Source organism: Deinococcus sp. Leaf326, from assembly GCF_001424185.1.
Taxonomy (GTDB): domain Bacteria; phylum Deinococcota; class Deinococci; order Deinococcales; family Deinococcaceae; genus Deinococcus.
Genome location: NZ_LMOM01000050.1, coordinates 1 through 9,753, shown reverse-complemented (window position 1 = coordinate 9,753; position 9,753 = coordinate 1). Strand labels below are relative to the sequence as shown.

Below are 9,753 nucleotides of genomic sequence, written 5' to 3'. Positions count from 1 at the left end.
CAGACGTACATGCGCATCAAGTCGACGGTGGAGACCGCGCGGTTGCGCGGTCAGGACCCCGTTGATGTCCTGATCAGCCTGCGTCGCTAATCACGTACATCCGCGCAACAGCGACCGGCTCTCGATGATGTATCCGTTCGGCGTCTCGAAGAGGCATGGCCGCGAGGTGTTAAAGGCATCCTGGCTGTTCACCAGCACGATGTCTCCGTGTCGGATTGCCCGCGCTGTACCGTCGTTCATGCTGCTGCCGGTTACTTGGAAGGCCCGCGCGTGCGGGTGGTATTGCGCGCCGCGCAAAATGATCTCTACGCTGTGCATCAGGTCGAAATCGTCATCGTCCGCCGGGGCGAAGGGGATGCTGGCCTGCACGATGCCAGACAGCTGGAGGGTGTAGTGGGTTCACAGATGACTGCGGGGCAGGAAGAGGCTGGCGGGCATCGCGTATCGACTCCTTAGTTGAGGGCCTTACCATCGCGGATGCCAACCACGCGGTAAATCCTGCCGAGGACAGTGAAAGCGGGGCTGTCGGGAATGAACTGGTGGGCGAACGCCGGGTTGTCAGCTGTCCATGCAGGACCGGTCGGCAACTGAGAGAAACGGCGCACCAGGGCGCGACCGTCGTGACGTACCACGTAGACGCCCTTGTCCGGCTTGACCTTGTCGGTGTCGTAGTAGATGCTCTCGCCGTCGCGGATGCGCGGGTCCATGTCGGTGCCATCCATGAACGTCTGGCGCCAGTAGGCCGGGTGCGGGCCGGGATTATTGATACCGGCCTAAGTTGGAATCCATCAGTTGACGCGGCAGGTCAATGTACCGGACACGCTGCCAGGCCGTCACAAGCTTCGCCTTCAAGGTGGAGACCGAGCGGGCACAGAAGTTTCCCAACATAAGTTGGAATCCATCAGTTGACGCGGCAGGTCAATGTACCGGACACGCTGCCAGGCCGTCACAAGCTTCGCCTTCAAGGTGGAGACCGAGCGGGCACAGAAGTTTCCCAACACATTCCGCTTCACATAGGCCCAGACCAACTCGATGGGATTCAASTCTGGGGCGTACGGTGGCAGAAACATCAGTGACAGGCGTTCGTGGAGATCCACGAACGCCTGTGTGGCCTTCGCCCGGTGAATCCCAGCGTTATCCAGCACGACCACGATCTCCCCCTGGATATGGCGGAGTAGRTGCTGGAAGAACCCGATGACGTCCCCACTGCGAATCGCTCCGGACTTCGTGTGCTGCAAGAAGCGTCCATCCGACGTGATCGCCCCGATCGTCGACAGCTTTTCCCAGTTCGCTGGAAGTGTGACCAAGGGYGTSACRCCCTTGGTTGACCATGTCCGTCGCCGTACACCCTTCAACGAGAATCCGACTTCATCCAGGTAGACGAGTGTTGCGCCCTCAGCGACCTTTTTTTCCCAACTCCGGCGCGACCTGTTCTTTCCAGGATGCGATTCGAAGTTCATTGCGCTCAGCTGCACGTCCATCCGGCATTTGAGGCGTAAATCCCAACTGACGAAGGATTTTTCGGAYGTGGTCGTGGTGATACCACACCTCGAAGTGCCGTCCAATCAGATCGGTGACCCGACGTGTTGTCCACGTCGGATCGGGGAACCCGTGGTGCACCGCGCCCTCCCGGAGGAGGAGGCGCAACTGCTCGTGTTGTGCGGTTGTGAGTCGCGAGATCGCACCAGCAGCAACGGTGGCCTKMAGGCCMCCGTTGCGYCGTAGTCGTGCTTTCCAGGTGTAGACCGTCCGGTGAGTTCCGCGCTCAATCCATTCGAGAGCGGCCAGGCGGCGCTCTTCGAGTTGTGCGCGCGAGTAGTGTGTGGGCTGCCAACCAGGCATACGCCAAGTCTATCAATTCAGATCTTCACCGTGATCAATAGAGGGCATGTCAGCCAGTACGGCCACCTGACCCGGAAGGACGGCACTCTCTTTGCCGTGACGCTCAAGCCAGGGCACCGGGCACGCCTGCGGTATGACGACCTCAAGTACCAGTGGCGCGACCTGCGAGCAGACGTGGAGTCCGGCACCCGTACCGCGTGGGCGTTCATGCGGAAGTTGGACGAACTTAACAGTCACTCCCGACCAGAGAAAGCGCGTGTGGAACTGCAAAACCTGACAGCGTGGGCGTTAAATCCCGGAATAACTGAAAACCCGTTAGTAAATGACTGTAAAGGTGAGGCGCAAGAGTACGTCTACAGCCTGGATGTGTTGACTGACACGCACAAACAGCACCGAGGAGAGGCGATAGACCGCTATGCTCACGCGCTGGCGGCAGGCTACGGAGACTCGACCAACCTGAATTTCTGGCGTTGGTTGCTCTGGCGATGCATCGAGGGGGAACATCGAGGGCTAGGAAGCCTCTATCAGCTCCAAAATGCTCTGACTCGACTCAAGGCAGACGTGGAGGAATGGCAAGGTCTGAAGAAACCAGGGGCTCTACTCGTCCACCGGTTGAAACAGGCAGGCATATGGGATGCCCTGACCCATCCATAAGCCCATAGGAACGCCGTAGAGATGCCTCGGATTCTGTCTGAGGGTTACTACACCTGCCGAAAACTGGCGCAGGTCAGGCGACCAGACGAGGAATGTTCTGTAAGTGCGGCGTAGTGTGCCGCACCATGCCCGGTCAGAGATTCTTCAGCGCCCGATCCATACCCGCGAGGGATACCAGCAGGTCAGTGTGGCCGCCTGGAGGTCGTGCAGATTGGCAGGAATCAGAGGAAATTGAGCCGGAACAGGCGAGATACGCTCCATTCCAGACCAAATTGGGCAGATTCAACGTGGTAGACGGGTAAAGTCACCAGAAAAATCTCAAAGATGCGTGTGCGCCTGGTCGAATCAGGCCATATCTGGTCCTATGACCTTCCCCGCCACCGATCCCTAGGGAAACCTGCTGCTAATGCTCAGGCATCTCCTATCCCGGATTGAAGGCCCCTGCCAGAAAAACTACCCCCCACCCATACGGCAAATCTCCGCACCGAGGAAGCGTGCAGGTCAGGAAGCGCCGAGCTGCTGCATATGCCAGGGTGAGGCGTGTCGAGGAACCCAGACTGGCAGATGGACGAACTGATTCTGGCGTTCGACTTGTACGTTCGCTATGGCCGACTGGGGAAGAACGACCCGAAGGTCATTGAGTTGAGTGACCTGCTCGGCAGACTGCCGATCCATCCCCGCGAGATGCGTGCAGCCAACTTCCGCAACCCGGACGGTGTGGCCCTGAAGATTGAGAATCTCCGCGCCTGTGACCCCTCGATGGGAGGCAAGGGCATGTGGAGAGGCGGTCGGGGGGACCGGCTGGTGTGGGATCTGTACGCCCATCAACCGGAGGAGCTGCACCAACTAGCTGAAGCCATACGCGAGCAGGGCAACGAAACCCCCGAAGCTGCGACTACCGAGGATGAGGGTTTCCCCGAAGGTCGTCTGCTGGAGCGAGCGCACAAGCGTAGGGAGCGTAACCGAGAGGTCGTAGGTCGAAAGCTGGTAGCTGCTAAACGAGCTGGAGGTGGCCGCCTGGAGTGCGAGGTCTGTGGGTTCGACTTCCTCAAGTTCTATGGACCGCTCGGGGAAGACTTCGCAGAGTGTCACCACATCCGGCCACTCAGCGACATAGGGCCAACCCAGACTAAGCTCAGTGACTTAGCGGTCGTGTGCGCGAACTGCCACCGCATGATTCACCGGAGCAGGCCCCTGCTGGACGTGGAAGGGCTGAAGCGGGTCATCTTGGAACACCGTACCCTGAGCTGACAGAAGGCCACGCCAGGCTGCCTGCCGCCCTCTTGGGGAGTGCGCCCAAGATGCCGCCAGTCATCCCGACGCGGGAGAGGTCGAGAGTGCCCACCCGACGATAAACAGCTTTATCAATGGGCGTTACACCCGAAGAAATCCGATTGTTACAACCGACAACCGGGCGTAACATCCGGGCATGACTTGGAAGAATCTCCGGCAGTACCAGGACGGCGGCATGTTGACTGAGGACGAGCAGTCCAGGCCAGTCCGGGTCAGAGCACCGGTATGGGTTCACGACCGCCTCAAGGGCATGACAGCGGCTCAGGTCGGGGAGTTGCTCACGCAGGCCTTGGCAGGAAGGGACTGGAGCATGGACAAGTCCAACACTGTCCCGACTTCCCCAGCCTCAGCCACAGCACCGGCAGTACCCACCCCAGGGGCCAGCCTGGAAGGCAGGACGCAGCTCCAGGTCATCGCCCACCAGATCCCGCAGGCCATGAAGAACAAGATGCGCTGGTCGTCAGACCGCTATGCCACGCTCGAAGCCCTGCTAGCTGCTAACGAGCTGCTGACGCTCGATGTCACCAACGGCAAGAGCATCTGGAGGACCGCAACCGGCGAGAGCATCCGCAGTGACACCGTACTTCGACTGCTAGGAGCTGGTCTGCTGGCATAGCCCGTAGTGGCGCTGAATGCCCCCTAGGCGGCCTCGCAGATCTTCCCGAGGGTTACTCCCTATAACGCCGATCCAGACGGCATTAAACGCACTTACGCTACAGGTAAGTAATTTATTTCACAAGAGGGCTATTGCCCCCTCTCGGTGTGGCCCCGTCTTGTCCCCTCCGTCGGCTGGCCTGCTCTTCCGTTTGGTCGGTCGGTGGCGACTGCTCTTCTTCTCTTCGTCGCGTGTGGTGCGGCACACACCGCCGCACTTACAGAACATTTTTACCGTCTACCCTACCCGGGTCGGTGTCTGCTCCGTTTCGATTGTGGAAGGGATAAGGCAAGATAGGCTCGGGAATAGAACTTGTCAAGAGAGCGGCTTACGTTTACGACCTTACATAACACAAGAAGCCCCCAACCTGCTTAAAGCAGATCGAGGGCATATGGATAAGGCTTAGAAGGGTAGCTCTTCTTCGATGGGTTCTAGTGCCTCAATCTTAAGGTCAAACAAGATGGACTCGAAAGTCTTGCTAGGACTGACCACCTTCTCTACATAACGAGTAAGGCTATCCACAGTAGGATGCTTCTCAATCATTGAAGGGCTATCTAAATTGAAGCCCCAATGTAAATCCTTAAGCTGCTGGATCTGGTCAAGCGTTAAGATTGAGGCAGACTGAAGTGTAGGAGCTGGAGAAGGTGCAGGTACGACCTGTGTAGGTGCTGGAGCTGCTGCGGGTGCAGGTTGAGGCTTAGGCTGCTGAACAGGTGTAGGAGTAGTTGAAGGCGGGACTGGAGCTTGCGTAGCACTCTTGGGGAAGCCGAGTTGGCTGGGCATGTTTACAGTAAACAGATTGGAGGTCTTACTACCCTTGCCCTTGCCGCTGCTGACCTGTTTGATATATCCAAGGCTACTTAGCTCCTTGATTGCTCGTCTGATTGTGCGTACATCCAGTCCTAAATTACCAGCCAACTTATCTTGGGAGGGGAATGCGTTGTTTACACCGCCATTAGAGTAGCGAACATATGCCGTGTAAACTTGCCCGTGAGCTGAAGAGATTGAAGCTAGAATACCACTGTCTATAACTTCGTTGATGTAGTATGCGTTGGATCGTGTATTAGTCATGTATCTAATGTCCTTTCATAGGTTATCTGTATTAGTTATCCTATTCTTTATGTTAGGACATCTACGACGGGGAATCGGTAGTTATTGTCCGGTATGATGTCGTTAATGTCCTTATTCATAGTATAGCATAGGGCGTATTGCCCTTAGTTTCCTGAAATGAAGTGTGGCGAGGCGGCACCATCAGTACATGCTCTAAGCCCGCGCCAATTGGTCTTACTCTCGGTTATCACTGTTGCTATATCGGAATGGAGCTTATACGCTACCTTTATGCCTTATTTCAAACTGAGTGAGCAGGTCGAGAAGCTAACCAACCCACAGCGTAACGAAATGTTTGTTTGCTGATACATTTATTATTTAGTCCATATCTGCTAAGACTTCATCCACGACATTATGATAGTCATTCACGAATTCAGATAGAGAAATGTTATTCGGCTTTAATGTGTAGAAAGGGTCGGCCAAATCTAAATTGTCTACAATTCTTGTCATAAGCAGTGGTAGGAAATAAGGACGGCCGTTGCTAAGTACAATATGCTGATCTTTGGGTTTCAAGCCACTTATCTTTCTCGAGAGCATTAGCTCCGATTCAGTAAAAGGAATACGACTAAACTTTCTCGTGACTAGCCTGGAGGGCATAACAGTATCTTTAGAATTATCAATTTGAGAGAGCCTATTGATATCAGCAGATATTCTATCTAGTTGTAGCTGCATAGACTTTAATGCAAACTTCTCTACATCATCATCTGAAGGAGCTTCTAAAACAGCTTTATTGATTGACAAAAGTTTTATAAGTGAATTGACTGATTTATTGGATTTAGAATCTTTGATGGTTGATCTAATAGCATCTGCGATTTTCTTCTGATCCTCTACTACTTCATTGTAAAGACGATTGCTTCTGTATGTTGTATATCTGAGCATAGAGATATCGAATATTTGAGGTGTCAATTCATCTTGTATGAGTATGACTGGCTTATCAAATGCTTGCCTAAGCCCTAATTCAAACATGACGTTTGGATTTCTGCTACTCAGATCGCATATAGCGATAGGTGCACTAAGCAATTCGATAAGTATTTCGTGCTGTATTATGTTAGTGCCTGCGTTCTCATCGGCTCTGCGTGGTCTTAGGTTGGCTGCTAGACACGCGGGTTTGATAATGTCCCTATATACATGCGTGAAGTGTCCGGGGGAGTACCCCTGTTGGTCACTAATAGGCATAATGACGAAACAGTCCAAGGGCTCTTCATTCTGGGTATTATTCGTAGCTGTTTTTGATGCAGCCCCAGCCTTAACGACTTCCGCCTTACTATCTGTCATCTGAAGAGTGTAGCGGTCAGGCTGCCCCAACTCAGTCAAGGTTGCGGCACGCTTCGGGCAGATCACGACCGCCGCGCTGCTGTTCCTAAAGCCAGCCTGGAAGCCGTCGAAGCTGGTGAGGTGGACTTCGCCGCAATGGTCGAGGAAACCCGCCGTAAGTTGACCTCTAGCTACGAGAAGGGCCAGACCCTTGGGAACTCTAGAAAGGCTGCACCCACCCCGGCTACGGCCAAGCCCAGGGCGGTGCGCACGACCAAGAAGTAAGCCCAAACAGCTCTACGCCTGTCCAGTCCTTACCCCAGTGGTAGGGGCATTTCTATGCCTGGATTTGAAGCAGTAAGCTAAAGATGGGAAAGTTGAATATCTCAACCAACACCATTTTAATTATGGATTATTTTTTTGGAATCATGCCTATTTTTTTAGCGACTCCATCTACGCCGAGGACTTTCATCTTATCATTATTATTACCGATTTTTATCTTCCATCTTTTTTCCATAAACTTAAGTATGCTGATTCCTCTATTGATTATTTCCTCCGGTCCCCATTTATCATAATCACATAAAGATATTTCTGAATATGTGCCGTATCTATAGCCTATACCCTTTAATTTACTACCCTTCTTTTCTTCAAAGGATGAATTCTTAAGAGATGAGTTTTTAGATTTGCTAATAGCGACGAGATTGCCTAATGTATTTTTGAGGATATTTTTTTCGCGAGAGGAAATACCTTCAAATTCTGTTCTCCAGCCGTCTGGTTTGGGATTTTGGGGGTAAATGTGTTCAATGCTATTATCTATATCATAATTATATAACCATTCAGAAGTTATTTTATCTGCCCCAGTCTTATTTTTAGCTTTTAAGTCTCTTTCAAATTCTAGTAAGATGTGTCTAGTTAGATGCCATCTATAAAATCCTCTACCATTTCTACTAAATTGAAGTAGAGATGATAAAATCTGAGTGTGATTAAGTTCGTTAGAAACTATCCTATCCATAGTAAGTGATAAATTAATCGCAGTATCTTTATTGTTGAACAGTTCATAGGCCCAATTCACAAGATCTTCAGCATAGTCTCCCAGATATGATATTCTAGCGGAGAACATAAGTTTTTCGAATGATTCCAAGAATGCTCGTCTATTATCTGAGGATTTTTCTTGTATATAAAGGGCTAATAAAAGAGTATTTTCTGGAACTATAGGATCAAATTCTCTCATTTTAATCAATGCATCTTTTTCCACAGGATTCAAATCGCTGTGTAAAGGATTCATGATTTTAAACCAACTTTGAATTGATTTATTGAGACTCATAACATAATTATGTATGAAATCTAATGTAACTTCTCCACCATGATCATCAATATTGTTGATAGTAAATAATTCTTCTAATAGGAATTTTTTATACTTATTATCTGTTGCAGAATTGAAAGTGTTAAATAGTCTGTCAACTCTATTCTCTCCAGAGTGAGCAAAATACAATAAATGATGAGAATATAGGAACTCATCATCTCTTAATAGCATATTGCTATCTTTGCCAAGATAGTGATAAATATTTTTCCAAGCGTCATTAATTACTCTTCTAAGTTTAGTCCGATCTGTAGGAGAAGCATCAATTTTAGTAGATAAATAGATTAGTCTATTCTTTAAGAGTTCAAGATGACTTAAGGGTTTTCCTCTATTATTCATTGTTTCAAATGAAACGAATGTGTCTATCTCATTGCTAATAGTGTATATATTAAATAGAAAGTTTTGAGTTAGCTTTTTATAGATAATTGCGATATCTGTTAGGGTAAGCTGATCTAGCTTACTTTTGAAAAATCTTTTAGAGTTTAAAAGATTAATAGTGTATATAGTAGATTCTATGGAAGTGTGATCTAAAGAGTGTTCGTCAAATACTTTAATCTTCAAACAATTATGACTAGGATTATCCTTTTCATAACCGAATAGATAAGATCTGGATATGCCCTCGTCCTTAGATTCAAATATGAACTTTTTTCTTATTTCTTCTTTTGAATTGAAATTCAATTTATCATTGTCATCAAGTTTCTCTATTATGCATTGTATCAATATTAAAGAAGTTGTTAGTCTTTGTTGACCATCAACAACATGATAAGGTTTATAGCTTTTATGCCTTATTATCCACTCATCTTCTTCCCAATTTTGCCAATCTTGTGCGCTGACATCATCAAGAGTCAACACTCCAGCATAATGATTATCAGTCTCTTTTAGAATTAAAAGATCGTTCCAAAAGTCTGACAGATTTCTCTCACTCCACGCATACCCTCTTTGATAATCTGGGATTCTAAGTATTTTTTCTGTAAATATCTTGGATAGTGATTGAAGTTGTTCGTTCATACGCCTCCATAGGGATGAACCATTAGTTGCCGGGTGAGCTCACCCCCTATCGCATCCTACGGAGAGACGTGTTACCTTCAAGTCACAAAAAAGACCGAGTGCGTAAACACACCCGGCCCACCTGGACAGTGGCCCTAAGTGTAAACGCCTCGGGAAGGGCGGTTCAAGGTGTCGTATGCCATTCCCAAGACCGTAGCAGTCCGACTTCAAGCCTCTCCCCTCACCCCTGATAGCGTTTTAGCTCGACTGGCACAGCCTTTAGCGCATACTGCCACCCAGATTTACCGGACCCTTCATGCAGTGGCTGTGAAGACACTCCAGGCCAAGGACCAGCCGCTAGAGGTGGCTCAGGTTGTCTTTCACCAGCCGGTCGAGCTGCTCGCGTTGCATCTGGGCATCTCCCGTGTGACCTTCTACAAGCACTTAGCAGACCTCAAACGCTTAGGTCTGCTGGACTCTATTGATCTCGGCATAAATTGGAGTCCATCAAGTGCTGTGGAAGCTGGATGTAGCGTACGCGCTGCCAGGCCCTGACCAACCGGGCCTTGAGCTCGTCCACGTTCGACGCACAGAAGTTCCC

Annotated in this window: 9 protein-coding genes and 1 pseudogene; 4 read left to right on the top strand and 6 right to left on the bottom strand. The window is 50.0% G+C overall.

Annotation, left to right across the window (positions count from 1 at the left end):
• Positions 1 to 90: 90 nt before the first annotated feature.
• The 3 genes from ASF71_RS15245 to ASF71_RS22975 form a co-directional block, all read right to left on the bottom strand.
• The gene (locus tag ASF71_RS15245) at positions 91 to 369 is read right to left on the bottom strand and encodes a hypothetical protein (protein WP_056301881.1); all 279 of its coding nucleotides are present in this window, start codon (positions 367 to 369) and stop codon (positions 91 to 93) included.
• Between the two features lie 83 nt (positions 370 to 452).
• Positions 453 to 722 (bottom strand): S24 family peptidase, encoded by a 270-nt coding sequence (locus ASF71_RS15240; protein ID WP_056301879.1) that lies wholly within the window; start codon positions 720 to 722, stop codon positions 453 to 455.
• Between the two features lie 126 nt (positions 723 to 848).
• Positions 849 to 1,842 (bottom strand): IS630 family transposase gene (locus tag ASF71_RS22975; protein WP_156372868.1). Its coding sequence is split into 2 segments (ribosomal slippage): positions 849 to 1,412 and positions 1,414 to 1,842, totalling 993 coding nucleotides; the frame shifts between segments, so codons are not numbered across the junction.
• Here ASF71_RS22975 and ASF71_RS23970 point away from each other — a divergent pair.
• The 3 genes from ASF71_RS23970 to ASF71_RS15225 all read left to right on the top strand — a co-directional run bounded on the left by ASF71_RS23970 (position 1,753) and on the right by ASF71_RS15225 (position 4,405).
• Positions 1,753 to 2,496 carry a hypothetical protein gene (locus ASF71_RS23970; RefSeq protein WP_162243123.1) on the top strand — a complete coding sequence of 248 codons (744 nt, stop codon included), beginning with the start codon at positions 1,753 to 1,755 and terminating at the stop codon, positions 2,494 to 2,496. The genes ASF71_RS22975 and ASF71_RS23970 overlap by 90 nt on opposite strands.
• Before the next feature lie 564 nt (positions 2,497 to 3,060).
• Positions 3,061 to 3,747 carry an HNH endonuclease gene (locus ASF71_RS15230; protein ID WP_056301871.1) on the top strand — a complete coding sequence of 229 codons (687 nt, stop codon included), beginning with the start codon at positions 3,061 to 3,063 and terminating at the stop codon, positions 3,745 to 3,747.
• Positions 3,748 to 3,925: 178 nt separating this feature from the next.
• Positions 3,926 to 4,405: a hypothetical protein gene (locus tag ASF71_RS15225; protein WP_056301869.1), complete on the top strand. Its 480-nt coding sequence runs from the start codon at positions 3,926 to 3,928 to the stop codon at positions 4,403 to 4,405.
• A 441-nt stretch (positions 4,406 to 4,846) separates the two neighbouring features.
• Here ASF71_RS15225 and ASF71_RS22970 read toward each other — a convergent pair whose 3' ends face one another.
• Together ASF71_RS22970 and ASF71_RS23965 are read right to left on the bottom strand one after the other, a co-directional pair.
• Positions 4,847 to 5,515 (bottom strand): helix-turn-helix domain-containing protein, encoded by a 669-nt coding sequence (locus ASF71_RS22970; protein WP_082506081.1) that lies wholly within the window; start codon positions 5,513 to 5,515, stop codon positions 4,847 to 4,849.
• Positions 5,516 to 5,869: 354 nt separating this feature from the next.
• On the bottom strand, positions 5,870 to 6,826 hold the full coding sequence (locus tag ASF71_RS23965; RefSeq protein WP_156372866.1) for a hypothetical protein: 957 nt from the start codon (positions 6,824 to 6,826) through the stop codon (positions 5,870 to 5,872).
• Positions 6,827 to 6,895: 69 nt separating this feature from the next.
• Here ASF71_RS23965 and ASF71_RS25290 point away from each other — a divergent pair.
• Positions 6,896 to 7,090, top strand: a pseudogene (locus ASF71_RS25290) (hypothetical protein); the annotation flags it as partial.
• A 127-nt stretch (positions 7,091 to 7,217) separates the two neighbouring features.
• Here ASF71_RS25290 and ASF71_RS15215 read toward each other — a convergent pair.
• Positions 7,218 to 9,173, bottom strand: a complete 1,956-nt coding sequence (locus ASF71_RS15215) for a DUF262 domain-containing protein (protein ID WP_056301883.1) — start codon at positions 9,171 to 9,173, stop codon at positions 7,218 to 7,220.
• Between the last annotated feature and the right edge of the window lie 580 nt (positions 9,174 to 9,753).